The organism is Candidatus Delongbacteria bacterium, assembly GCA_041675285.1.
Lineage (GTDB): Bacteria > CAIWAD01 > CAIWAD01 > CAIWAD01 > CAIWAD01 > CAIWAD01.
On record JBAYTZ010000005.1, the window covers coordinates 37,749 to 63,370 of the forward strand.

13 protein-coding genes and 4 tRNA genes are annotated in these 25,622 nt (G+C 73.0%); 16 read left to right on the forward strand and 1 reads right to left on the reverse strand.

Going from position 1 to position 25,622, the window contains the following annotated elements; translation table 11 throughout:
• Position 1 precedes the first annotated feature (1 nt).
• Genes WC326_06295 through WC326_06315 form a run of 5 tightly spaced genes read left to right on the forward strand, consistent with a single transcriptional unit; the run spans position 2 to position 15,360 of the window.
• A complete protein-coding gene (locus tag WC326_06295) occupies positions 2–3,520 on the forward strand; it encodes a hypothetical protein (protein MFA7330671.1) in 3,519 nt (1,172 codons plus the stop codon).
• The gene (locus WC326_06300) at positions 3,517–4,047 is read left to right on the forward strand and encodes a DUF1318 domain-containing protein (protein MFA7330672.1); all 531 of its coding nucleotides are present in this window, start codon (positions 3,517–3,519) and stop codon (positions 4,045–4,047) included. The genes WC326_06295 and WC326_06300 overlap by 4 nt, the downstream gene beginning before the upstream one ends.
• On the forward strand, positions 4,044–11,735 hold the full coding sequence (locus WC326_06305) for a CHAT domain-containing protein (protein ID MFA7330673.1): 7,692 nt from the start codon (positions 4,044–4,046) through the stop codon (positions 11,733–11,735). The genes WC326_06300 and WC326_06305 overlap by 4 nt, the downstream gene beginning before the upstream one ends.
• 24 nt (positions 11,736–11,759) lie before the next feature.
• Entirely contained in the window at positions 11,760–14,435 is a 2,676-nt protein-coding gene (locus tag WC326_06310) for an SIS domain-containing protein (protein ID MFA7330674.1), read from the forward strand.
• 46 nt (positions 14,436–14,481) lie between these two features.
• Positions 14,482–15,360: an EamA family transporter gene (locus tag WC326_06315; protein ID MFA7330675.1), complete on the forward strand. Its 879-nt coding sequence runs from the start codon at positions 14,482–14,484 to the stop codon at positions 15,358–15,360.
• A 97-nt stretch (positions 15,361–15,457) separates the two neighbouring features.
• Here the strand turns inward: WC326_06315 and acnA are convergent, their stop codons facing one another.
• The gene (acnA, locus tag WC326_06320) at positions 15,458–18,181 is read right to left on the reverse strand and encodes an aconitate hydratase AcnA (GenBank protein ID MFA7330676.1); all 2,724 of its coding nucleotides are present in this window, start codon (positions 18,179–18,181) and stop codon (positions 15,458–15,460) included.
• A gap of 161 nt (positions 18,182–18,342) precedes the next feature.
• Here acnA and WC326_06325 point away from each other — a divergent pair, with 161 nt between their 5' ends.
• The 11 genes from WC326_06325 (at position 18,343) to purH (ending at position 25,518) form a co-directional block, all read left to right on the forward strand.
• On the forward strand, positions 18,343–19,134 hold the full coding sequence (locus tag WC326_06325; protein ID MFA7330677.1) for an RNA methyltransferase: 792 nt from the start codon (positions 18,343–18,345) through the stop codon (positions 19,132–19,134).
• Positions 19,124–19,999 carry a nucleoside triphosphate pyrophosphohydrolase gene (gene mazG, locus WC326_06330; GenBank protein ID MFA7330678.1) on the forward strand — a complete coding sequence of 292 codons (876 nt, stop codon included), beginning with the start codon at positions 19,124–19,126 and terminating at the stop codon, positions 19,997–19,999. The genes WC326_06325 and mazG overlap by 11 nt, the downstream gene beginning before the upstream one ends.
• A 120-nt stretch (positions 20,000–20,119) precedes the next feature.
• Positions 20,120–20,350 carry a hypothetical protein gene (locus tag WC326_06335; protein ID MFA7330679.1) on the forward strand — a complete coding sequence of 77 codons (231 nt, stop codon included), beginning with the start codon at positions 20,120–20,122 and terminating at the stop codon, positions 20,348–20,350.
• 196 nt (positions 20,351–20,546) lie between these two features.
• Entirely contained in the window at positions 20,547–20,864 is a 318-nt protein-coding gene (locus tag WC326_06340; GenBank protein ID MFA7330680.1) for an HU family DNA-binding protein, read from the forward strand.
• Between the two features lie 139 nt (positions 20,865–21,003).
• Positions 21,004–21,077 (forward strand) — tRNA-Pro (locus WC326_06345).
• 17 nt (positions 21,078–21,094) lie between these two features.
• A tRNA-Arg gene (locus WC326_06350) sits at positions 21,095–21,167 on the forward strand.
• 15 nt (positions 21,168–21,182) lie between these two features.
• Positions 21,183–21,258, forward strand: a tRNA-His gene (locus WC326_06355).
• Positions 21,259–21,271: 13 nt separating this feature from the next.
• Positions 21,272–21,343: transfer RNA gene (locus tag WC326_06360), tRNA-Glu, on the forward strand.
• Between the two features lie 106 nt (positions 21,344–21,449).
• Positions 21,450–23,183: an aminotransferase class V-fold PLP-dependent enzyme gene (locus WC326_06365; protein MFA7330681.1), complete on the forward strand. Its 1,734-nt coding sequence runs from the start codon at positions 21,450–21,452 to the stop codon at positions 23,181–23,183.
• 146 nt (positions 23,184–23,329) lie between these two features.
• Positions 23,330–23,965 carry a phosphoribosylglycinamide formyltransferase gene (locus WC326_06370; GenBank protein MFA7330682.1) on the forward strand — a complete coding sequence of 212 codons (636 nt, stop codon included), beginning with the start codon at positions 23,330–23,332 and terminating at the stop codon, positions 23,963–23,965.
• Positions 23,947–25,518, forward strand: coding sequence for a bifunctional phosphoribosylaminoimidazolecarboxamide formyltransferase/IMP cyclohydrolase (gene purH, locus WC326_06375; protein MFA7330683.1), 1,572 nt, complete (start codon positions 23,947–23,949; stop codon positions 25,516–25,518). The genes WC326_06370 and purH overlap by 19 nt, the downstream gene beginning before the upstream one ends.
• The last annotated feature ends 104 nt before the right edge of the window (positions 25,519–25,622 follow it).

The following is a 25,622-nucleotide window of genomic DNA, read 5'->3' on the forward strand; positions in this document are numbered from 1 at the left end:
CATGGGAGTGCCTCCCATTCCGCCGCCGGACGTGGAACCGGATTCCGACCCGGCCGGCGCTCTGCCGCCGGACCCGCCCCCGGCCGGCCGGCCGCCCCAGGGCCGGCGGCGTCGACGGGTCTGGCGCACGCTCTTCGTTTCCCTGGCCCTCTTCCTGCTGGCGCTGGGGCTGATCGGTCGCTACTTCCTCCAGGACGCGCGGCTGGCCCGCCTGCTGCGCGAGCAGTTGAGCGCGACCCTCAAGACCCCCATCGATCTGCAGGTGCGGCGCAGCGGCTGGCACCGCTTCGAGGTGCTGGAGCTGGCCATCGGCGGCGACGCCCGGACCCCGCCCTTCCTGCAGATCGCGCGCCTGGGCCTCTACCCGCGGCCCGGGCGGCTGTGGGACAAGCGCCTGCATCTGGATTCGCTGGTCGTGCAGGGGCTGCGCGTCAACCTGAGCTGGCAGGACAGCCTGCTCCTGCCCGCCTGGCTGGGCCTGGACGACAGCACGACCGTGGAGGACAGCAGCGCGACGGATCCGCTGGAATACCTGCGCCTGCTGGCGGACAAGGGCTGGCGCGTGGACTCCACGCGCTTCATCGTGCGTGACCTGCGGCTGGGCCTCAGCGGCCGGCAGGGCGGCCGCCCGCTGGAGCTGGACAGCCCGCCCCTGGACCTCACCCTGCGTCTGCCCGAACTGGACCCCGCCGCCCTGCGCGCCCTGGCGCAGGGGGAGTTGCCGCCCCGCCTGCTGGCCTCCCTGCTGCTGGCCTGGTCCGGCGACTGGCGCGAGCGCGGTCCCGGCACGGGCACGGGCCTGCGGCCGCTGCCCCTGCCGCCGGACACGCGCGAGACCCTGCGGTTGGCGGGCCTGGAGCTGGAGCGGAGCCCGGAGATCCTCCAGGGCCTGGACCTGAGCGCCGACCTGGCCCGGGACACCCTGCGGCTGGGGGTCCGGCTGGAGGCCCGGCCGCGGGATCTGGCCCTGCGCTGGGAGTCCCGCCGCCTGCCCCTGCCCACCCACCTGCTCAGCCGGCTGGAGTTGAGCTGGCCCGTGCGCGAGAATCCCCTCCAGGCCCAGCTGGGCTTCGATCTGAGTCTGCGCGGCCCCGGTCTGGCCACCACGGTCCGGGCCACGGCCCGCCTGCGGCAGCAGGGGGCGGGCTGGGGCCTGCGGGCGGACTGGAACCAGCAACTCAGCTCGCGGCTGGCGGAACTGGACCCGCTGGGCCGGGCGCTGGAGCTGCCCGCCCTGGGCGGCGACCTGGCCCTGGACCTGACGGGCAGCCTGCAACTGGACCTCGACTCCACCCTGAGCGGCGGGACGGGCCGCTACCGCGAGACGCTGACGGCCAAGGCCGGCCGGCTGGCGCTGCCCGAGTCGGGCCTGGCGCTGGTGGACCTGCAGCTCAGGCAGACCCTGCGGGCCGAGCTGGACCTGGCGGATCCCCTGCCCGGGCGACCCGAGCTGGACCTGACGGGCCGGGTGGGCCGGCTGGAGCTGGGCCTGGCGCCCCTGGACGACCCGCGCGACCTGGACCTCGCCCTGCACATCCGCGGCCGCGGGGCCCGGGACAGCCTCAGCCTGAGCGGCGATCTGGGCATCGCCCACTGGCAGCAGGGCCGGCTGGATCTGAGCCTGAGCGGCCGTCTGCCCAGCCTGGCGGAGTGGAGCGAAGACTACCAGAGCTGGCTGGACCGGCCCGAGCGCTTCCAACAACTGCCGCTGGTGGTGGATCTGGAGACCAGCCAGCTCAGCCTGGACGGGCTGGATCCCGCCGTGGCGGGCGGTCTGCGCGCTTCGGCCCAATTGCGCTGCGGCCGGGGCCTGGACTTCTGGCTGGAGGCTGTGCCCGGCGGCCTGCGGGTGGACGCGGCCGGCCAGCGGTTGGACCTGCCTCTGCACCGCCTGGAGCTGGAGGGCCACGCCTGGCTGGGGCCGCTGGACAATCCCATCCCGTGGCCGGACACCCTCTGGGTCGAGTTGCGGCCGGATCCCCTGCCGCCCATGACCCTGCAATTGGGCCGCCAGGGTCGGCAGGCGCGCCTGCTGCAGTCCTGGAAGGGTTTCGACCTGCCCCGGCTGCTGGCCATGCTGCCGCCGGCCTGGCAGCCGCCCGACGTGGAGCTCACATCCGGCCGGGCCTTCCTGGAGTGCGACCTGCTGCTGGGCGCCGACGGGCTGCCCCTGGGCGGCACGGCGGGCCTGGGCGTCAACGGCCTGCGGGCCGAGGTGCCGGGCTACGGCCTCGAAGAGCTGGAGCTGCGGCTGGACCTGGCCCTGGACAGCCTGGGCGTGGACTACGTGCTGGCGGGGGCCGGCGAAACCCTCAGCATGCGCGATCCCGTCTGGAGCTGGGAGGGCCTCAGCCTGGCGGGCTCGGGCCGCGTACAGGCACCGCTGGAGCGCATCCTGGCGGACAGCCTCTGGCTGGAGCCGGGCCGCGGCGGACCCTGGCCGGCGGACCTCACGCTGGAGCTGGGCCTGCGCTCGCTGAACCTGAGCGCCCAACTCACGGCGAGCCTGGCGGACTGGCGCAGCCAGCGGCCCGACGAGGCGCGGCTGGCGCTGTTCATGGGCGGCGCGGGCCAGCTGCGGCCCTGGCCCGGGCTGCGCCTGACGGGCAAGCTGGGGCTGGAGGAGAGCTTCACCAACCTGGGTCAGGGCCGCTACCAGACGCGCGGCCGCCTGCACGCGCGGCTGGACTCCCTGGCCTGGCAAGGCTCGGCCGCGCTGGAGGAGCTGGCGCTGGATCTGCCCTTCGAACAGGTCGTGACCCTCGAACCGGTTTTCGGGTTGGAGTCCGACCGGCGCCGCAGCCCGCTGGACTGGTCGGGCCTGCGGGCCTGGGACCGGCGCCAGCCGGAGTTCGAGGAGCGGAGCGTGGCCCGCCGGGAAGGGCGCGACGGCGAGGGCTGGGCCCTGCGCGTGGCCAAGGCCCGCTACGACACCTGGTCGCTGGAGGCCCTGATGGTGGACCTGCGGCCGGGCCAGGGCCGGCTGGACATCCCCGAGTTCCGCTTCACGCTGTTCGGCGGCGGAGTGCGCGGCTCGGCGGCCGTGGTGGGCCTGGACAGCACGCGCTACGCGCTGGACTGCGCGCTGATCGGCCTGGACAGCCGCTACTTCGAGTTCGGCGACCGGCTGGGCGGCGGCAAGGGTCGCAAAGGCGGGCTCGTGCACGCGGTGTTGAACCTGGAGGGGCAGGGCCTGGACCTGCAGGCCCTGGATCAGCTGCGCGGCCAGCTGCGCATGCCGGATCTGGATCGCGAAGTGACCCTCAACCTGCTGCGCGCGCTGGACGCACAGGGCGTGGATCCCAGCATCGGGCGGATCCGCCGGCTGCTGGAGCTGCCCGGCTTCCGGTACCGCGTGGAGCGCGTGGAGTTCGACGTGGCCCACGGCTTCGCCCGGCCGCGCGTCTCCCTGCGCAAGAGTCCCTTTTCGCCGCTGCCCGACGTGGCCATCCCCATGAGTCCGCTGCCGCTGGGCTTCATGGTGCGCAATTTCGCCCTGACGGGCGAGGAGATCCCATGAGACACCTTTTCTGGCAGACCCTGCTCTGCGGCCTGCTCTGCGGCGCCTGTTCGCTGCAGGCCCCGGAAATCAAGGTGACGGGCGAGCGCTCCCTGCTGGAGAAGCAGGTGCTGGGCTCCTACCAGAGCTTCAGCCGGAACCAGTGGATGGTCACCTCCCTGCGCGGTCTGCCCGACAGCCTGGCCCCGGAGGGCGAGCGCGAGAACCTGCTCAAGTCCATCCGGCGCCGGCGCTTCAACCAGGACGACCGCCTGCGCCTGTTGGCCGCGGGCTGGCTGGGCGAGGGGCTGGACGGGCGGCTGAGCCTGCGCGGGGAGACGGCCCCGGCCCCTGAAGAGGCCGAGCTGCGCGAGCGCGTGCTGCGCCAGGAGAATCTGGACCGCGAGGCCCTGCTGGGGCGCCTGCAGCGCCTCTACCCCGGTCAGGAACCGGCGGAGCTGGCGGCCATTTTCGCCGCCATCCAGCGGGACGAAGCTCCCAAGGGCGCGTGGCTGCAACGCGCGGACGGAGGCTGGGAGCGTAAATGAGCGTCCGTCCCGCCCCTGTCAGTCTGAAGTTCCTGATCGGCCTGCCGCTCTGGGCCTGGCTGCTGCTGGTTGTCGCGCGACCCCTGGCGGCGGCTCCGGGGGTTCCCTGGCTGGACGAGCCCGTCGCCGCGGGGGGCCTGGACAGCCTGCTGGCCCCGCCGGGCCGTCCGCTGGGCGGGCGGGACGCGGAGCAGGACCCCGCCCTCTCCCCCGACGGGCGCTGGCTGGCCTACGCGGCCCGGGTGGACGGCAACTGGGACATCTGGCTGCGCGACCTGCAAGCCCCGCCGGGCGAGCCGGCCCGCCGCCTGACCACCCACGTGGCGGCCGACTTGCGGCCCTGCTTCAACGCCGACGCCACGCGCATCCTGTTCATCAGCCACCGGGAGGACGCGGCGGGGGACATCTGGGAGATCCCCCTCAAGCGCTGGACCGGCCGGCTCAAGGCGCGCGAGGCCCGCGCCGTGCTGCGCCGGGCGGGGGCCCAGGACCATCCCTGCCGCGACGGCCGGGGCGGCCTGGTCTGGGACGAGGAGAGCCCGGGCGGGCGGCGCGTGATGCGCTGGGCCGTTCCCGGACTGGTGCGCGAACTGGCCCGGCCGGCCACGCTGCCCCGCCCGGGGCACGGGGGCCTCTACCTGACCGCCCTGCCGGATTCCCAGGCGGCGCGCGTGGAGTGGCTGCCCGACAGCCTGCTGGGCAAGGCCCGGCCGGCCACGCCGCGCCGGCTGGTCTGGCAGACCGCGGGCCCGCTGCTGGACCTGCAGCCCGGCTCCCGGGGGCGGCTCTGGGCGGCCACGCTGGAGGAGGGCGGCCTGCTCAGGCCGGGTCCCGAACTGGCCGCGCCCAGTCAACTCTGGCTGCTGGATCCCGCCCGGGACACGCCGCCCCGGCCGCTGCTCGAGGAGGGCCGGGCGCCGCGCCAGCTGGCGGTCAGCGACTCGCGCCTGGTCTACACCGAGGACGCCCGCCCCACCCTGCTCTGGCTGGAGAACCCCGAGGGCCGCTTCGCGCCGGGCGGTGCGGCGCCGGATCCGGCGGCCCTGCTGGAGCTGTCCCGCCGCTTCGCGGGCAACGAGCTGGGCGTGCCGCTCCTGCAGACCATCCAGGCCGAGAGCCCGGGCACGCCTGAGGCCGACCGGGCCGCGCTGGACGAATTCCGCCTGCGCATGCGGCGCGGCGAATCCCTGGACCTGCTGGGCGAGCGCGCCGCCGTGCTGCAGGAGTGGATGGCCGGCGCCGACTCGCGCCTGCGGCTGGAAGCCCTGCTGCTGGAGGCCGGGCTGCGGGCCGACCGGCGCCGCGATCCCGCGGAATTGGAGGACCTGGCCGCCCGCGCTGCCGCGGCGGACTGGCCGGGCGTGGGCGCCGAGATCCGCCTCTGCCGGGCCCGCCTGGAGGTGGAGCGCGGACGCTGGAATCACGCGCTGACCGCCCTGCTGGAACTGGGTGCGCTGCCGGACAGCCTGCCTGAGCAGGCGGACGGCCTGGCCCTGCGCGTGCTGGCCTACGAGGGCCTGGGTCAGCCCGAGGCCGCCCGGGGCGCTCTGCGCTCCCTGGCCGTGGAGCACGCGGAGCGGCCCGAATTGCTGGCGGACTGGCTGCGGCGCGATCTGGCCAGCCTGGAGGACCTCTCGGCCGCCCGGGCGCGCCTGCGCCTGCGCGAGCGGCTGGTGGAACTGGGCGGCATTCCGCCGCTGCGCCTGGCCCTGCTGGTGGAGTTGGCCGCCCGCGAAGCCGCCGCCGGGCCCGACGGGCGGGCCGTGGCGTTGGAGGATCTGCGCGCGGCGCTGGAACCCGCGCCGGCCCTGCTGGGGCCCTTTGCCCGCCGGGCCTTGACCCAGGGCCGCCGGCTGGAGGCCGAGCTGCTGCGCGCGGGCGGCCGGCTGGATCAGGCCCTGGAGCGGCTGGGCGGCGGTGACCGGGAGCTGCGGGCGGCGGGCGAACCCGCCCTGGCGGGCATCCTGCGCGCCCGGCGCATCGACTGGCTGCTGGAGCGCGCCCGCGCGGCGGCCAGCCTGGAGGACTGGGAGCCCGTCGAGGCGGATTGCCGGCTGGCCCTGGAGCTGGACCCGCTGGAAACGCGGGCCTGGCGCTTGCGGATCGAGTCCCTGGCCCGGTTGGAGCGGCTGGAGGCGCTGGAGGATTCCCTGCGCGGGCGCCTGACCCGCAAACAGAGCCGCGCCAGCCAGGCGGCCCTGCGCGGCGAGGCCTTGCGCCGGCGCGCCGTGGACACCTGGGCGCTGGGCCTGCTGCTCTCCTGGCAGGCGGAGACGGATCCCGCCTACCTGCCGGAATCCGACGGCTGGCTGGAGGAGGCCCTTGGCCTGGACGACCGGCTGGCCCCGGCCTGCCTGACTTTGAGCTGGAACCTGGGGCGCGAGCTGCAGCTGGCCGCCGGCCGCCGGGGCGGGCTGAAGGGCCTGCTGCGGGAACTGGGCCGCGGGCGCGAGGCCGTCAGCCGCCTGCGCCACCGCGGGCTGGCACGGCTGGAGGATCCCGACGAGGAGAGCCTGCGCGACCGGGCCATCCTGCTGGCCGAGCGCGGCCTGCGCTGGACCGACGCGGAGCGCGATCCCGACTTGGCGGCGGCCCTGGCCACCAACCTGGGCAACTTCCACTTCTCGCTGGGCGAGTTCGGCGCCCTCAAGGCCCGCCAGGCCTGGGAGCACCGGCTCAGCCTGCCCGCACCCTTCAGCGGTCCGGCGGAGCGCCTGCAGTTCCTCAAGAACCTGGGCACGGCCCGCCAGTGGAGCGGCGACCTGGACCGGGCGGGCGCCGATCTGGACAGCGCGCTGGTGCTGGCCACGCGCCTCAATCTGCCCGGGGACCGGCTGGAGCTGCTCTCGCGGCTGGCCATGCTGGCCGGGGAGCGCGAGCGGCCCGTGGAGGCGCTGGGCTGGCTGCGCCAGGCCCTGGCCCTGGAGACCGCGCCGGGCCAGCGCGCTCTGCTCTGGCGCAATCTGGCCATGGTGCAGGCGGGGCTGGGGGACGCCGAGGAGTCGCGGCTCTCCCTGCAGCGCGCCGAGCAGGAGGCCGCCCTGGGCCCCTGGCCGCTGGAACCCGAGCAGAACTGGCTGCGGATCCGCGTGCTGGGCCTGAGCATCCCCGTCTGGAATTTTCCGGGCCTCTACACGGGCCAGGGCCGGCTGGACTGGGGTCCCCAGGAGGAGGCCGCCCTGCGCCAATCCCTGCGCGATGAGCTGAGCGGCCGGCAGGGGGCGCTGGACCAGCGTCTGGCGGGCCTGCACGCAAGGCGGCGCCTGCTGCGCCGGCAGGGGGACGTGGACGGCATGCTGCGCCTGGACCTCGTGCTGGCCCGGGAACTGGCCGCCCAGGGCGACTGGGAGGCCGCGGCCCTGCGCTTCCAGGAGACGGCCCGCGCCGCCCGGGAGGCCGTGCTGGCCGGTCCGGAGGCCCGGGCCGTGGAAGGCGCGCTGCTCTGCTGCGTGCTGGGCCGCGAGAGCGTGAGCGAGCCCGCGCGGCGCGCGCGCCTGGTCGAGCACGGGCGCACGGCGGCCCTGGAACTGGACCGGCTGCTGGACCCGCTGAACGCCCCGCTGCTCACCCCCGACCAGCGCGTGCGGCTGGAGCTGCTGCGCATCCGCGACCAGGACGGCCGGGCCGCGGACGCGGATCCCGTGACGGCCCTGCTGCTGCGCAGCCAGGCCCTGCTGCAGCTGGAGGACCTCGAGGACTGGCGCAAGGAGCTGGAACTGGTGTGGACTCCGCGCCAGCGCCTGAGCCTGGATTTGGCCGCGTCCCGCCTGTTCAGCGCCAGCGGGGATCCCCGGGCCGCGCGCGAGCGCCTGCGGGACTGGCAGGCGGCCGACCTGCCCGCGGAATCCGCCCTGCTGCTGGGCTGGGCGCGCCTACAGGCCGACCGCGTGGAGGGCCTTCCCCTGCGGCTGGAGGAGCTGGACGCCCTGCGCGGCTGGCTGGACGCCCTGCCCGCCGAACCCGACCGCCTCTTTCCGCTGCGCCGATTGGAGGGCCTGGTCCGGGAGCTGGAGGAACTCTACGCCGAACTGGGTCCCGGCGCCGCCCGGACGGCCGCCGACTGGCGCGCCTGGTGGCTGGGCCGCCGCCTCTGGGAGCAGACCGATCCGCTCTTTCCGCAGGAGTCCTGGCGCAACGCCTGGGGCAACCTGCAGGCCGACCAGCGGCAGCTGAACCAGCTGCTGCAGGCGCGGCTGGACGGCCAGCCGGAGCCGGATGCCGAGGCCCTGCCCCGGGCCCGCGCCGCCCTGGCCCGCTCGGAGGGCGAGCTGCGCGAGCGCGAGCCGCGCGCCCGCCTGTGGCTGGAGCCGGATCCGACCCGGGCCGGGGAGTGGGCGGCCTGGCAGGCGGAGGGCCAGGGGCTGGCGCTCAAGCCGGACAGCCTGCGCTGGCGGCTGGGATCGCCCTCCGTGCAGGGCGTGTTGCGGGCGGAACCCGTCCTGGCGCCGGACGAGGTGGCACTGGTGGGATCGAGCGCGCCTCCCGCCGTTGCGAGCGAGCGGCGCCTGCGGCCCGTGCCGGCCGCCGCGCTGCTGGATCCCGCCCACCCGGGTCTGGACGCCCGCGTGCTCTGTCTGGACGGCGTGTTGCGGCTGGTGCCCGGCGCGCCGCAGTCGGCCTGGCTGGAATTCGCCGATCAGCGCGTTCCCCTGCGCGAACTGCTGCGGCTGGACCTGCCCGGCGAGACCCTGGTGTTGGGCGAGGTGGACTGGGGCGCGGAGCAGCCCGCGGACTGGGGCGAGGGCTGGCTGGTGCTGGAGCGCCTGCTGGCCCAGGCGGGCCTGCGACGCCTGCTGCTGCCGGGTCCGGGCCAAAGCCTGCGGGGGGCCGGGCTGGGCGCGCTGGGTCTGGCCCAGTTGGAGGACGGCGCGGAGCTGCCCGCCGGCTGGTGGTGCGTGGGCGCCCCGCCGCGCAGCCTGGCAGAGCGTCGGGAGGATCAGCGCCAGGGGCTGGAAGAGCTGGTGTTGCTGGGCAACGAATACCGCCGCCGCGAGCAGCCGGACGCCTCCTGGCGGGCCTATCGCCAGGCATTGGGCCTGGCCCGGCAAAGCGGGGACTCCGTCGCGGCGGGCCGGCTGGTGCGGCTGGGCAGCGCCAGCGCGCTGGACGGCACGCGGCCGGGCGAGGCCCTGGATGTCCTGCTCGAGGAGCTGGGCCTGCTGGCCTCCTCCCAGGTGGAGTGGGACAAGGTTTCCAGCCGGCTGGTGCAGCTGGCGGACCTGGCCGGACGGCCGGAGCAGGCCGACAGCCTCTGGCGCCGCCTGCTGGAGCGCCGGCAGCCGCTGGGCCTGGGCGCTCCGCCGGTGGCGACGCCGGCCACGCCCGGCGAACTGCGCTCGGCGCTGGAGAGCCGGCTGGCCGCGCTGGAGCGGCGCGGGGCCCGGGAGCGCGCCGCGCAGCTGGCGCGGGCCGCGCGCCTGATGCCCGAGGGCGAGGATCCTCGCCGCGCGCTCTTCCTGGCCCGCCTCTACTTGGACACGGAATCCGCCCGGCTGGCCCGGGAGTGTCTGCAGGTGCCCGAGCTGCGCTGGGAGCGGCTGGACAGCCTGGAGACTCTCGAGTCGCTGGAACTGCGCTCGCTGATCGCCCAGCGGCTGGGGGATCTGGCCGAGGCCCGCAGCTGGATGGAGAAAGCCGCGGCCCAGCTGGGACGGATCCACCCCGCGCCGGCGCGCCGCGTGCTGCACGTGCTGCGCCGGGCGGACCTGGCCTGGAGCCTGGGGCGCTACGGCGAGTGCGACCGGCTACTGCAGGCGGCGGACTCGCTGCTCCCGGCAGACGAGCCGCAGCTGGCCCTGCTGCTGGCCAACACGCGCGGCCTGCTGGCCACGGAGCTCGAGGAACCCGGCGATGCCGCCGCGGCCTTCGGGCGCGCCCAGGAGCTGGGCCTGCGCCTGAAGGACCCGCTGGAGCTCAGCGCCGTCTACAACAACCAGTCCCGGCTGGCCCAGCGCCAGGGGGATTGGCTGCAGGCCCTGGAGGCCTGCCGCCGGGCGGCGGAGCAGGACAGCCTGTCGCGCTCCCTGCGTCGCTCGCTGGGCACCCTGCGCAACCGGGCCACCAGCCTGCGCGGGCTGCTGGCGCCGGACCTGCACCTGCCGGACGAGTGGACCTCCCTGCCCGAGGGCCTGCTGCGCCAGCGGCGGGCCGGCGTCGAGCTGGGACGGCTGGCCCGGGAGCTGGAACAGGGCCGCACGGCGGCGCGCGAGCTGGGCGACGAGCGCGAGGCCTGCCGGCTGGAACTGGAACTGGCCTGGCTGCGGCTGGAGCTGGGCGAGCCCGCCGCCGCGCTGGAGGTCGCCCGCTCCTGCAGCGTGCAGGCCGCGCGCCTGCTCTACAAGCGGGAGGAGCTGGAGGCCCGGCTGGTGGCGGGGCGGGCGCTGGTGGACCTGAAGCGCGACGCGGAGGCCCTCGGCCAGTTGGAGGAGGCCCTGGAGGCCGCAGAGGCCGAGACGGCCGCGCTGGCGCCCGTGCGCTTCGACCCGGGCCGGGGCTGGCTGCAGCGCCGGCTGGCGGACGAGCTGGTGGGCCTGCACGCCCGGCGCAACCGGCCCTGGGAGGCGCTGGCGGCCAGCGAGCGCGGCCGCAACCTGGGCTTGCAGGAGATGGTCGTGCGGCGCACGGGCGACGCGCGCCTGGCGCGTCCGCGCGACCGGCAGGCGCTGGAGGCCCTGCTCGCCTCCTCACTGGCGCCCGATCAGGCCCTGCTGGGCTGGCACCTGGGTCAGCGCGAGGGCTGGATCTTCCGCTGGCAGGCCGGGGAGCTGGACGTGCGGCCGCTGCCCGCCCCGCGCGACAGCCTGCGCCGGCTGGTGGCCCTCCACCGCGAGCGCACCACGGGCTTCCTGACCGTGGAACCCACCGGGGAGCGGCTGGCGGCCTGGCTGCTGCCGGAGGACTGGCAACAAGCGCCGCCCCGGCGGCTCTGGCTGCTGCCCCAGGCCGAGCTGCACGAGCTGGCCTTCGAGAGCCTGGTGCTGCGGGACGGCCGCTGGCTGGGCGAGCGAACGGCCCTCTGCCGCTCGGGCAGCCTGGCCGAATTGGCCTTTTCCGCCCGCCTGCCCGGTGGGCACGGCGCGGCCGCGGCCTGGAGCAATCCGCGTGTGAGTGGCCTGGAAAGCCTGGAATACACCAGCTTGGAAGCCGGCGAGCTGCGGCGCCTGTTCCCGGATTGCCGCCTGCTGGAGGGCCGGGAAGCCACGGAAGAGGCCCTGCGCGAGGACACCAGCGCCCGGAGCTTCCGTCATTTCGCCTGCCACGCCCTGCACGATTCCCGCAGCCCGGCGGAGAGCGCGCTGCTACTGGGCGCCGGAGAGCGGGACGACGGCCGGGTGAGCGCGCCGGAGATCGCCGCGCTGGAGCTGCCCACGGGCCTCTGTGTGCTCTCGGCCTGCGAGACGGCGCTGGGCCGGCAGGGCGAGGAGGCCAGCGCCGGCCTGCCGCGGGCCTTCCTGGCCGCCGGTTCCCGGGGCGTGGTGGCCAGCCTGTGGAAGGTGGACGACCTGTCGACAGCGATCCTGGTCAAGCACCTCTACCGGGGTTTGGCGCGCGGGTTGCCGGCGGATCTGGCCCTGCAGGAGGCCCAGCGCGCGGTGCGCAGCTGGATGCACCCTCATCCCGCCCACTGGGCGGCGTTCTGTCTCACCGGGCAACCCTTGCCTGAAGCGGCCCCGGCCCGCGGCCGATAATCCCGGCGAAGAAGGAGTCTGTGCATGCTGAGTCCGCTGTTCCGCTTCCTGGGCCGCTTGCCCCTGCCGGTGCCGTCCGTCCACCCAGCCCTGGGCTGCGGCGTGCTGGGCCTGGTCTATCTGCGCCGCACCGTGCGGCTGGGCGAGGTGGCCACCCGCCTGCTCAAGATCCTCGAGTACCGCGGCTACGACTCCACCGGGGGCGCGTTCCAGGACGGCGACCGCGTCACGCTGCTCAAGAGCCCGGGTGCTCCCAGCGAGATCTGTCACACGCTGGGCATGCCGGCCCAGGCCGGGCGGATCTTCTGCGGCCAGGTGCGCTGGGCGACCTTCGGCGCCGTGGACCAGCAGAACGCCCAGCCCCACGAGGTGCGCTGCAAGCGCCACCTCTACGGCGCGCACAACGGCAACATCAGCAACAGCCCCCAGCTCAAGGAATGGCTGACGGAGCGCGGGCACGTGGTGCTCTCCGACAACGACGGCGAGATGCTCGTGCACGTGATCGAGCACAACTACGACGAGGAGCTGGCCGGCGGCCGCCACGCCAACCCCGAGGCCGCCATGCGCCGGGCCATCGTGCGCGCGGCCGAGCAGGTGGACGGAGCGTACGCGGCTGTGATCGTGCTGCCCGAGACGGGCACCAGTTGGGCCATCAAGGCCGGCTCCAGCCTTTACGCCGGCGTGGGCAGCCTGGAGGGCGATGGGGAACCCAATCCCTTCTTCCTGGCCTCCAGCGACCTGACCGCCGTGCTGGGCCAGACGCGCATGATCCTGCCCCTGCGCCGCGGGCAGTTCGTGGAGTACCGGGCGGATTCCTACCAGGTCTACGCCTTCGAGGAGATGGAGTGGGAGGATCCCCAGCGTGGCCGCGTGCGGCTGAAGCCCGGCGACCCGGTGGAGGTGGCGCCCCTGTTCAGCCGCCTGCGCGTGGACGACATCGGCCTGCGCCCGGGCTTCAAGTGGTTCATGGAGCAGGAAATCGCCGACGAGGTGGACAGCGCGCGCCGGCTGGTGCGCTACCTGACCAACGGCAGCCCGCGCCTGCAGCTCTTCCGCCAAGCGGGCGCCTCCGGACGCCGCGTGATGAGCGCCGTGGAGGAGGAGTTGATGGCCCTGACCGACGCGCCCAGTCCGGACGCGCTGCTCAAGGCCTGCGAGCGCCTGTTCGTGGACGACGCGCTCTGGGAGCTGTTCGGCGAGCTGCCGCCGGGGATCCGCGAGGACGAGCGTTTCTACAGCGACGCCGGGCCGCACCTGGCCTGGGCCCGTGAGCGCTTCCCGGGCCACGCGCGCCGGGACTTGCTGCTGCTGGCCGACCTGTATCACGAAAACGACGAGATCAACGAGCTCACCACCCAGCTCTACCGCTTCGTGGACGAGGCGCGCCGCGTGCTGGAGCAGGGCGGCCAGATCTACGCCGTCTGCTCGGGCACCAGCTACAACGCGGCCCGCACCGGGGCCATGTTCTTCAATGACCTCTGCGGGGTCAAGTTTGTGCCGCTCCTGCCCGGCGAGTACCGCAGCCAGTTCAACCACAGCATCACGCCCCAGGACCTGCTGGTCACCATCAGCCAGAGCGGGGAGACCAAGGACGTCATCGACGTGGTGGACGACCTGCGGGCCAAGGCGCCCCAGCTCAAACACATCTGCCTGGTGAACAACTTGAACTCAACCCTGGCCCAGGAGAAGGCGGACATCGTCATTCCCCTGCGCTGCGGGCCGGAGATCGCCGTGCCGGCCACCAAGAGCTTCATCAACCAGCTGACCCTGCTCTACGGCATGGCCCTCTACCTGGCCGCCGCCCGGGGCGGGCGCGAGCGCGGCACCACGGGCTTCGACGTGCTGCTCAGCCGCCGCGAGCGCCTGGAGCAGATTCCCGACCTGCTGGGCCGCACGCTTATCGAGACCGCGCCCGCCGTGGAGGAGGCCGCGCGCCTGCTCTACCAGGCGCCCAGCCTGCACATCCTGGCCACGCGCATGTGGGGCGTGGCCCGGGAGGGCGCCCTGAAGATCCGCGAGGTGGTGCTCAACCACTCCGAAGGCATCGAGGCCACGGAGTTCAAGCACGGGCCCAACACCATTCTGGGACTCAACACGGGCTTCGGGCTGGACCAGGTGCGGGATTTCACGGCCAGCCTGGGCCACGAGCTGGCCCGGGAGCTGGAGCGGGGCGGGCAGTCCCTGGAGCTGCCCGAGCTCACGCGCTGGCTGGACGAACTGGTGGACCGGCTCTTCCCGCCGGCGGGGGACGGCCTGCCCGGCGCGCCGCGCGGCGCGGGCCTGAGCACCACGGCCCACCGCGAGGACGGCCAGGGCGTCTTCGACAGCCTCTATCGCGACTACCCGCTGATCTACGTCACCGGGCCGGGCAAGCGCGATGTGGAGCTGACCATCACCCAGATCAACACGCACAAGATCCGCGGAGCCATGAGCATCGTCATTGCCGAGGAGGACGAGAACCTGCGCCGGGCCGCCCTGGAGCCGCCCATGGGCCAGTCGGACTACCGCGGGATCTTCATTCCGCTGCCCAGCTCGGGCGATCTGATCACCACCACCTTCACCTCGATCCTCGTGCTGCAGCGCCTGGCCCTGCGCATGTGCGAGCTGAAGATGGAACTGCTGGACCGGCTGGGCGTGAAGGACCACGGCGTGCATCCCGACGCGCCCAAGAACGTCTCCAAGAGCATTACGGTGGACTGAGCACCCGGCCACAGGCCGGCTGTTTGCGGGGAATCGGGGGGCGGCCGTGATCGCACTGCACCTGGCCGTCCTGCTCTTCGGCGCCGCGGCCCTGGTGGCCCAGGCCACCAGCCTGAGTCCGCTGGCCCTCACGCTGGGCCGCTGTCTGGTGGCCGCGCCCGTTCTGCTGCTCCTGGCCTGGCGGGATCCGGTCCGAGGAAGCGGTCGGGCGCTTGGCCGGGCCGTTGACCTTCCCCAACTGGTGCTGGCCGGACCGCTGCTGGCCCTGCACTGGGTGGCCTTCTTCCAGTCCATGCGGCTGGGCGGCGTGCCCGTGGCCCTGCTCAGCTACGCCTCCTTTCCCGCCTTCAGCCTGCTGCTGCAGCACGTGCGTCCCGCCGCTCCCTCCGCGGGCCCCGCGCCGTCGCTGCGTCGGAGCCTCGTCCAGCTGGGCCTGCTGGCGGCGGGTCTGCTGGTCCTGGCCGGACCGCTCGACCCGGCAAGTCCGGGCCGCGGAGCCGCCCTGGCCTGGGGCCTGCTGGCCGGGGCCTGCTTCGCGCTGCTGGCGCGCTGGAACTCGGGCCGCGTGACCCGGCTGGGCGCCATGCGATTGGCCGCCGGGCAGCTGGCGGGCGCGGCCCTGCTGCTCTTGCCCTGGTCGTGGCACGAGCTGGCGCAGGCGGGCGCCGGCGACTGGGGGCGGCTGGCGACGCTGGGACTGGCCTGCACGGCCCTGGGCCACGGCCTGTTCATCCACGCCCTGCGCCGGGTCAGCCCCTTCCAGGCCGGACTGGCCGCGGGCCTGGAACCCGTCTACGGCCTGCTGCTGGCCGCGCTGCTGGGGGCCGGCGTGCTGCCCCGGGAGTGGGCCGCCCTGCCGCTGGTGCTGGCCGCGGCCCTGCCGCTGCCCGCCGGCTGGCGACGGACTGGACGCCGCGCCAGCTGAAGGTCCGCCGTGGGAGTCTCGCTTCGCGCCAGAGATCACGCCGCAAAAAAAGGCCCGGATCCAGTGCGATCCGGGCCTTTGCTGTCGAAAGCGGGGCTCAGCTCTGGCGGGTCTCTGCCAGGAATTGCCGCAGCACGGTCTGCAGGATGCCGCCGTTGCGGTAGTAATCCACCTCCACCGGCGTGTCGATCCGGCAGCGGGTCTGGAACTCGCCCGATCGCACGCCGTCGGCGCTGGTCCAGCGCACGGTCAGCGTCTGGCGGGCCTGCAGCGCTTCGTCCAGCTCGATCTGGAAGACTTCGCGGCCGTCCAAGCCCAGGCTGGCCGCGCTCTGGCCGGCGGCGTACTGCAGCGGCAGGATGCCCATTCCCACCAGATTGGCGCGATGGATGCGCTCGAAACTCTCGGCGATCACAGCCTTGACGCCCAGCAGGGCTGTGCCCTTGGCCGCCCAGTCGCGGCTGGAGCCCGTGCCGTACTCCTTGCCCGCCAGGATCAGCAGCGGCGTGCCGGCGGCCTGATAGAGCGCGCTGGCGTCGAAGATCGGCAGCACCTCGCCCGTGGGCAGGTAGGTGGTCCAACCGCCCTCGGTGCCGGGCGCCAGCTGGTTGCGCAGGCGGATGTTGCCAAAGGTGCCGCGCGTCATCACGCGGTCGTTGCCGCGCCGGCTGCCGTAGCTGTTGTAGTCCGCCACGGCCACCCCGTGCTCCGTCAGGTAGCGCCCGCCGGGCATGTTGTCCGGGATGCGCCCCGCCGGGCTGATGTGGTCCGTGGTGACGCTGTCCCCCAGCAGGGCCAGGCTGCGCGCGGCGCGGATGGACGAGATGGCCGCGGGTCGCTCGCTCAGGCCCTGGAAGAAGGGCGGCTCCTGGATGTAGGTGGAGTCGGGATCCCAGTCGAACAGGTCGCCCGGGCTGACGGGAATGGCGTTCCAGTCGGCGTTGGAGGCGCCCACGCCGTCGTAGAGCTCGCGGAAGACTTCCGGCCGCATGGCCAGGGCCAGCAGCTCGCGGATCTCCGCGTCCGTGGGCCAAACGTCCCGCAGGTAGACCGGCTGGCCCTGGGGATCGTGGCCCAGCGGCTCGCGGGTCAGGTCCAGGTTGACGCTGCCCGCCAGGGCGTAGGCCACCACCAGCGGCGGACTGGCCAGGTAGTTGGCCTTGATGCGCGGATGCACGCGGCCCTCGAAGTTGCGGTTGCCGGAGAGCACGCCGGCCACGACCACCTCGCCGCCCGCCAGGCCGGCCTCCAGCTCGTCGCGCAGCGGGCCCGAGTTGCCGATGCACGTGGTGCAGCCGTAGCCCACGTTGTGGAAGCCCAGCGCCTCCAGGCTCTCCAGCAGGCCGGCGTCCTGCAGGTACCGTGTCACCACGCGGCTGCCCGGGGCCAGGCTGGTCTTCACCGTGGGCGGGACCGTCAGCCCGCGGGCGACGGCCTTCTTGGCCAGCAGGCCGGCGGCCAGCAGCACGCCCGGGTTGCTGGTGTTGGTGCAGGAGGTGATGGCGGCCAGCACCACGTCGCCGTGCTTGAGTTCGAGGGCCTGGCCGTCCAGCACGACCTGCGTCGAGGCCTCCAGCTGCGCGCCCGCCAGCCCGAAGCCCCGCGCGCCCACGGGCGCCGCCAGGCTGGTGGCGAACTCGCTCTTCACGCGGGGCAGGGGCACCCGGTCCTGGGGCCGCTTGGGGCCGGCCAGGCAGGGCTCCACGCTGGAGAGGTCCAGCTCGAGCATGTCCGTGAACACGGGCTCGGGCGTGGCGTCCGTGCGGAACAGGCCCTGCTCCTTGGCGTAGCGTTCCACCAATTGCACGAGTCGCGGGTCGCGGCCGGTCTGGCGCAGGTAGGCCAGGGTTTCCTCGTCCATGGGACAGAAGCCCATGGTGGCGCCGTACTCGGGGGCCATGTTGGCCAGGGTGGCGCGGTCCGCCAGGCTCATCGCCGAGAGGCCCGGGCCGCAGTACTCGACGAACTTGCCCACCACGCCCTTCTGGCGCAGCAGCTCCACGCAGGTCAGGGTCAGGTCGGTGGCCGTGACGCCTTCGCGCGGGCGGCCGGTGAGGCGGAAGCCCACCACCTCGGGGATCAGCATGTAAATGGGCTGGCCCAGCATCACGGCCTCGGCCTCGATGCCGCCCACGCCCCAGCCCGCCACGCCCAGTCCGTTGATCATGGTGGTGTGGCTGTCCGTGCCCACGCAGGAGTCGGGGAAGACCACGTCCAGCCCGTCCTCCCGGCGCTGCAGCACGCCCTTGGCCAGGTACTCGAGGTTCACCTGGTGGATGATGCCCACCGCCGGCGGTACCACGCTGAAATTGTCGAAGGCCTGCTGGCCCCAGCGCAGGAACTCGTAGCGCTCACGGTTGCGCCGGAACTCCAGCTCCGTGTTGACGCGCAGGGCGTCGGGCCGGCCGTAGCGGTCCACCTGGATGCTGTGGTCGATGACCAGGTCCACGGGCACGCCGGGGTTGATGCGCCGGGGATCCCCGCCCATCCGGGCCATGGCGCTGCGCAGGGCCGCCAGATCCACCACCGCGGGCACGCCCGTGAAGTCCTGCAGGATCACGCGGGCGGGCCGGTAGGGAATCTCCTCGTCCGTGGGCGCGGCGGGGTTCCAGCCCGCGATGCGCTTCAGATCCTCCTCGCGCACCAGATGCCCGTCACAGTGCCGCAGCACGGACTCCAGCAGGATCTTGATGGACACGGGCAGGCGGCTCACCTGCCCCAGGCCCAGGCTTTCCAGGTGCTCCAGTCGGTAGTAGTGGGCCGTACCTGAGCCTGTCTCGAAGGGCGTGCGCGCGCCGAGCAGGTTGGTGGTGTGTGACATGTGGACTCCTGTCTGTCGGGGGTAAGGCGGCCTTCGTGGGCCGTGCGGCCGGTTCGACGGCCGCGCGAAACAATGTAGGATTTGCCCAAGAGGGCGCGCGGCCTGCTATCTTGGCGCCGGCGCCCGGAATCCGCCGGCCCGCCCAACCCGGAAGGACGATCATGCAGCCACGAGACGGCGCCCGCTGGCGCAAGGAAGCCCCCGCCCCCACGGACAGCCTGTGGATCAGCGGCCGCCGGCCTGTTCAGGAGGCCCTGCGCGCGGGCCTGCCCGCCCGCCACCTGTTGCTGCGCGGTCCGGTGCGGACGGGCCTGTTGGCCGAGCTGCGCCGGGAGGCGGTGCTGCGCGGCGTTCCGGGCGAGGAGGTCGACAACGCCGAGCTGGACCGCGTGATGCGCCACACGGAGCACCGGGGCGCGGCCCTGCAGCTCGAGCCGTTGCCCGAGCGTTCGCTGGAGCAGGAGCTGCCGGCCCTGGAGCAGGCCCGTCGCCCGCTTCTGTTGGTGCTGGACGGACTGCAGGACCCGCAGAACTTCGGGGCCGTGGCCCGCAGCGCGGAGGCGGCGGGGGTCACGGCGCTGGTGATCTCGCGCTGGGCCCAGGCGCCCCTGAGCGACGCGGCCTTCCGGGCCAGCGCCGGCGCCCTGGCCTGGCTGCCCGTGCTGGTGGCCGAGGAGCTGTCCGAGGCGCTGCTCTGGCTGGGTCGGCGCGGTTACGCGCGCCTGGGCCTCTCGGAGCGGGCCGAGAAGACCCCGGCCGACTACCGGCCCGCCGGTCCGCTGGCCCTGGTGCTGGGCGGAGAGGGCCGGGGACTGTCCCAGCGGGTGCGCGAGTGCCTGGACCTGGAGCTGCGGATTCCCATGCAAGGCCGAATCGGCAGCCTCAACGCCTCTGTGGCGGCGGCCGTGCTGCTGTTCTCCTTCGGCGCCCGGGAGGAACCCCGTGCTGAGTGACGAAGAGCTGGACGCCCGGCTCAGCCCCGCGCAGGTGGAGGAGGCCGAGGGCGACGGACGCGCCCTGGCGCGGCTGTTGAAGATCCTCAAGGTGCTGCGCAGTCCGGAGGGCTGTCCCTGGGATCGCGAGCAGACGCCGGAGAGTCTGCGGCCCTATCTGCTGGAGGAGTGTCACGAGGTGCTGGCGGCCATCGACTCGGGATCCGCCGAGGAGCTCTGCGAAGAGCTGGGTGACCTCTGCCTGCACGTGGCCTTCCAGGCCGAGCTGGCCGAGGAGAGCGGCAGTTTCCGCTTGAGCGACTCGCTGACGCAGATTTCCCAGAAGTTGCTGCGCCGCCACCCGCACGTGTTCGGGGAGGCGGCCGCGGCGGACGCGCGGGAGGTGGAGCGCCTCTGGGAGCGGGTCAAGGCCCAGGAGCAGAATTCGTCCGGCGCGCGCCGCGATTCCATTCTCGACGGGTTGCCGGTCGCGCTGCCCGGGTTGCTGCGCGCCCAGCGGATCCAGGAGAAGGTGGCGGGGGTGGGCTTCGAATGGCCGGCGGCCGCCGGCGCGCTGCAGAAGCTCGAGGAGGAGTACGGCGAGTTCCGCCAGGCCCTGGCCAGCGGCGCACTGCGCGACGCGGAGGCCGAGTTCGGCGACTTCCTGTTCTCGGTGGTCAACGTGGCCCGCTACCTGGGCGTGCAACCCGAGGACGCCCTGCGGCGCACCAACGACAAATTCATCCGCCGCTTCCGGGACGTGGAGCGCCGCCTGCGCGCCGCCGGCGGCGACATCGCGCAGACGGATCTGGCCACGCTGGACACGCTCTGGGAGGCGGTGAAGGCCGACGAGCGGCGGACTACGGACGAGGGCCGGGCCCGCTGAGTCAGGTTCACGCCGGGCCATTCACGGCTTGAACCTGCGCTCCCGCATGACTAGCTTGCCCGTGCACCCAAGGATGGGCCGCTCGGCCCATGACGAACCCACCCAGCTCCAGGAGCACGCATGTACAACTACACCGTGACCAAGGATTGTGAATCCATGGACCGTCGCTTTCACCTGCGCTGCGGCGAGCAGGTCTATGGAAACGGCAACTTCGTCGGGAAGGTGGGCGTGCTCAAGGACGGCGTCTGGGATCTGGTGGACCGCGAGGCCCTGCAGCGCATCCGCTCCGGCCAGGATCGCCGCCAGGGTGACGGCGACCGCCGCCGCGGCGATGACCGGCGCGACTTCTGAGGCCCCTTCCTGACTGGCCTCCGCTCGCCTCGGGGTCGCCGAACCCGCTTGCTGGGCGGCTTCGCGACGAGAGTGGAAGCGAAGATTTCGCATTTTTCCCTTGACTGCCTGAAAACGCCCTTTCTACCTTGCCCCCACCAGAGGGCCGCAACAGCGTTTCGGCTGTTTGTCACACAACCTGTTCATGGAGGATCCGATGGCCAAGACGACGAAGGAAGTGAAGCCCGCGACGAAGGAGACCAAGCCTCCGTTCAACAAGGGCGACCTGATCGAATTTGTTGCCAAGCAGACCAACCTTCCCAAGACCCAGGCCAAGACGGCCGTGGAAGCCGTGCTGGACGGCATCAAGAAGAACGCCAAGCGGGACGTGCGTCTGGTGGGCTTCGGTTCGTTCTCCGTGGTCAAGCGCAAGGCGCGGAAGGGCTTCAATCCCAAGACCGGTCAGAAGATGGACATCAAGCCCTCCAAGACGGTCAAGTTCCGTCCCGGCCAGGCCTTCAAGACCAGCGTCTGACACGCGGGTTTTTTCCTGACGGATCGGCCCCGCTCCCTGGCGGGGCTTTTCTTTGCCGGAGCCTCCGCGGGCCTGCCGAACGGCCCCGAACTTGCATCATCCTCGGGGTCATGCTAAACTTGCGGCCTGTTCATTGCAGCGGGGCGTTGCGCAGCCTGGTAGCGCGCCTGCTTTGGGAGCAGGAGGTCGCTGGTTCGAATCCAGTCGCCCCGACTCCGCGGCGCGGGCTTGCGCTCGTAGCTCAATGGAAAGAGCACCGGCCTTCTAAGCCGTAGGTTGAAGGTTCGATTCCTTCCGGGCGCGGTCGGTTCTTGTCACGGTGGATGTAGCTCAGTCGGTTAGAGCGCCTGGTTGTGGCCCAGGAGGTCGTGGGTTCAAGTCCCATCTTCCACCCTAGTTCTTCGTTCGGCCCCATCGTCTAGCGGTCAGGACTCCAGGCTTTCATTCTGGTAACAGGGGTTCGATTCCCCTTGGGGTCAGTTTTCGTCCTCCTACCGTCGGCGTGGCGCGGCCACGCCGTTTTCATGTTCGGCCCATCCGCCCCGGCCGGATGGACCATGCCACGGAACAGCTCGAGGCCTGCGCATGATTCCCGTGCCCCACCTGGAACCCGCGGACCTGCGCCGCCGCATCGTCGGAGTGGACTCCCTGTTGCAGACCCCCTACGGTCGGCGGCTGATGGTCTACTGCGACTACACGGCCAGCGGACGCTGCCTGGACTTCGTCGAACACTACCTGATGCACCTGCAGCGAAACTACGCCAACACCCACACCGAGGACGACATCACCGGCCGCTCCATGACCTTCCTGCTCCACGAGGCCGAGCAGGTGATCAAGCGGGCCGTGAACGCCGGGCCCCACGGCCGGCTGATCTGCGCCGGCGCGGGTTCCACGGCGGCCATCGACAAGTTCCAGCAGCTGGTGGGCGTGATGATTCCGCCGGCCACCCGGGACCTGCTCAGCGGGCTGCTGCAGGGCCTGTTCGGCGAGGGCGGCGACGCGCGCATGCACGAGGAGCTCGCCCGGCGCCAGCCCGTCGTGCTGGTGGGCCCTTACGAGCACCACTCCAACGAGGTCAGCTGGCGCCAGGGTCTGGCCACGGTGCTGGAGGTGGGGCTGGACGAGCGGGGTGATATCGATCTGGAGCACCTGGAGTTCCTGCTGCGCCAGCCCGGGCTGCAGGGCCGCCTGCTCATCGGCAGCTTCTCGGCGGCCTCCAACGTCACCGGCCGGATCAGCCGCGTGCCGGAAATCGCGGCCCGCCTGCACGCCCACGGCGCCCTGGCCTGTTTCGACTACGCGGCCAGCGCGCCCTACGTGGCCATCGACATGAATCCGCCCGCCGCTGCGGGCGGCGGCGACCCCAGCCTGGACGCGATCTTCCTCTCGCCGCACAAGTTCCTGGGCGGGCCGGGCTCCTGCGGCCTCTTGGTGTTCAACGAGCGCATCTATCGGCGCGACCTGCCGCCCAGTGTGGCGGGCGGCGGCACCGTGAGCTACGTCAGCCCGCGGGCCCACGACTTCGTGACGGACATCGAGGAGCGCGAGCGCGCCGGCACGCCCGGCGTGCTGCAGCTCTTCAAGGCCGCGCTGGCCTTCCAGGTCAAGGAGGCCATCGGCCTGACGCAGATCGAAGCGCGGGAGCGCGCCCTGCTGGAGCGCGCGCTGGAGCGCTGGACGCGCAATCCGGCCATCGAGATCCTCGGCCGGCCCGATCCCGCCCGGCAGATCGGCATCGTGAGTTTCAACCTGCGCCGGCCGGGCGGCCGCTACCTGCATCCGCGGCTGGTGACCGTGCTGCTCAACGACCTGTTCGGCATCCAGTCCCGGGCGGGCTGCTCGTGCGCCGGCCCGTACGGCCACAGCCTGCTGGGCATCGACGAGACGACCTCCGAGCGCTACCGCCAGTGCATCCTGGACGGCTGGCAGGGCATCAAGCCCGGCTGGTGCCGGGTGGGCTTCCACTACGCCATGGACGACCCCGAGGCCGAGTTCCTGGTGGACGCCGTGGACTTCGTGGCCCGGCGGGGCGCGGACTTCCTGGCCGACTACGACTTCGACCCGCACACGGCGGCCTGGAACCACCACGCCGGCCCGCCCGTGCTGGAGGGCTTCGGCCTGGAGCAGGCGCTGAACTGCGGGTGTCCGCCCTGCCGCGGGCTGGACCCCGAGTTGCGCCTGAGTCTCTACCGCGACTACCTGCAAGAGGCCGAGCGGCGCGCGGACGACTGCGCGGCCCGGCGGCCGGCCCTGGAAGACCTGCCGGGCGAGGCCGGCGAGCTGCAATTCTTCGACATGCCCGGCGGCGGGCCGGGCTGATCCGCCCCTCCCGCACCGACCCGTCGGGTTGAGTGGCGGTCCCGGGCCTTCCCAAGCGGGCGGCATTGAAAAGCCCTGCTTCCATCGCTACCTTTCTGCCCGGGATTGCATCGGGTGGAAAAGCCCAAACATCAAGGACTTGCACCATGGAGCTCCGGCGCTTGGCGGTCTTCGCCTCGGGCGGAGGGAGCAACTTCCAGTCCATCCTGGCGAGCTGGAAGGCCGGCGGCCATCCGCTGGAGCCCGTCGCCCTGCTGGCCGACCGGCCGGGAGCGCCGGCCCTGGACAAGGCCCGCGCAGCCGGACTGGACACGGCGGTCTTCGGCAAGGGCTGCTGGAGCGAGGACGCGCCCCGGGTGGGCGAAGTGCTGGACTGGCTGCGGGAGCGCTCCGTGGACGTGGTGGCGCTGGCGGGTTTCCTGCGGCGCGTGCCGCCGGACCTGGTGGCGGCCTTTCGCGGCCGGATGCTCAACATCCACCCGGCCCTGCTGCCCGCCTTCGGCGGCGCGGGCATGTACGGCCACTTCGTGCACGAGGCCGTCTGGCGGACGGGCTGCCGCGTGAGCGGCGCCACGGTGCACCTGGTGGACGAGGCCTACGACCGCGGCCCCATCCTGCTCCAGCGGGCCGTGGCCCTGGACGTCGCCGACGGGCCGGCGGAGATCGCCGGCCGCGTGTTGCAGGTGGAGCATGAGTTGTATCCCGAGGCCCTGGCGCTGCTGGCGGACCGGGGCATCACCATCGAGGAAGGACGGGCCATCCCATGTCGCGCATCCCGCTGAAACGCGCCCTGCTGTCCGTCCACGACAAGACGGGCATCGTGGAACTGGCCCGCCGGCTGGCCGGCGCGGGCTGCGAACTCGTCTCCACCGGCGGCACGGCGCGCCTGCTGCGGGAGAACGGCCTGCCCGTGCGCGAAGTGAGCGAGCTGACGGGCTTCCCGGAAATGATGGACGGCCGGGTTAAGACCCTGCATCCCCGCGTGCACGGCGGCCTGCTGGCCCGCCGGGATCACGAGGAGGATCTGGCCCTGGCCGCCGAGAACGGCATCGGCCTGATCGACCTGGTGGTGGTGACGCTCTATCCCTTCGAGGAGGTGAGCCGCCGTCCGGGGGTCAGCCTGGCCGACCTTGTGGAGAACATCGACATCGGCGGGCCGGCCATGCTGCGCAGCGCGGCCAAGAACCACGCCTTCGTCAGCGTCGTCTGTGACACGGCCGACTACCCGGCCCTGCTGGCCGAGGTGGGGCAGGGCGGAACCACCGTGGCTTTCCGGCGCAGCCTGGCGGCCAAGGTCTTCGCCCGCACGGCGGCCTACGACGGACTGATCGCCCGGGAGCTGGGCGCGCGTTTCGAAGAGGAGGGCGCGCAGGCGATGGGCGGGACGGCCCCGGAGATGCCGCCCGTGGTCTCCCTGACATTGCCCCGGGTCCAGGAGCTGCGCTACGGCGAAAACCCGCACCAGCGCGCGGCCGTCTACGGCGACCTGGACGGCCTGCACATCCTGCACGGCAAGGCCCTGTCCTACAACAACCTGCTGGACGTGGACGCGGCGCTGGAGCTGATCGGCGACTTCCCCGCGGCCGAAGGCGCCGCCTGCGCCATCCTCAAGCACACCAATCCCTGCGGGGCGGCCCTGGGGGCCGACGCGGGTGAAGCCTTCCAGCGTGCGCTCTCCACGGACAGCGTCAGCCCCTTCGGCGGGATCGTGGTCTGGAACCGGCCCGTGGACGCGGAGACCGCGGCCCGCGTGCACGGCCTGTTCATGGAGATCCTCATCGCCCCCGGGTTCAGCGACGAGGCCCTGGCCATCCTGCGCAAGAAGAAGGACCGCCGCCTGCTGGCCTGCGGGCCGCTGGCCGGCCCCGGCTTCCAGGTCCGCCACTTCTTCGGGGGCCTGCTCGTGCAGGGGCGCGACCACCTGCGGTTGGAGGATCCGGCCGGGTACCGCTGCGTGACCCGGCGCCAGCCCACGCCCGGGGAGCGGACCAACCTGCTCTTCGCCTGGAAGGTGGTGCGGCACGTGAAGTCCAACGCCATCGTGCTGACCCGGGACGGCCGCACACTGGGCATCGGCGCCGGACAGATGAGCCGCGTGGACTCCAGCGAACTGGCCGTGCTCAAGGCGCGGCGCGAAGGACACGATCTGGCGGGCAGCGCCCTGGGCTCCGACGCCTTCTTCCCCTTCCCGGACGGCGTGGAGGCCGCGGCGGCGGCGGGCGTCACGGCCGTGATCCAACCGGGCGGCAGCGTGCGCGACGAGGAGGTCATCCGCGCCGCCGACGAGGCCGGGATGACCATGCTCTTCACGGACCGGCGGCACTTCCGCCATTAGCAGCGGCGACTCCGCGCCGGAGTCCGCCCCCCGGGCCCCGCCGTGTGACACGGGCGGAGCCGGGCCGCGGAGCGGGCGGGGATGAAGCGAATCATGGGGCTTGG